A 355-nucleotide genomic window follows, 5' to 3' on the forward strand; every position below is an offset into this window, starting at 1 on the left:
CCCACACGCGCGCCGCCTGAAGGCGGGAGTAGATCCCCTGTGGGAGCTGTCGAGCTTCAGCGAGGCTGCGATGGCGTCGGCACAGTCGACATTTATGGTGCCTGACCCACCGCTATCGCGGCCTCGCTAAAGCTCGACGGCTCCCACAGGGGATCTTTGTCAGCCGCCAAACTGCAGAGGGACTGCTTGGATCGAGTTTAACCAGCCACACGACCGCGGACTGAAGGCGGGAGTAGACCCCCTGTGGGAGCTGTCGAGCTTCAGCGAGGCTGCGATGACGTCGGCACAGTCGACATTGAGGGTGCCTGACCCACCGCTATCGCGGCCTCGCTAAAGCTCGACGGCTCCCACATTT

It is taken from the genome of Pseudomonas sp. F9001 (genome assembly GCF_013385435.1).
Lineage (GTDB): Bacteria > Pseudomonadota > Gammaproteobacteria > Pseudomonadales > Pseudomonadaceae > Aquipseudomonas.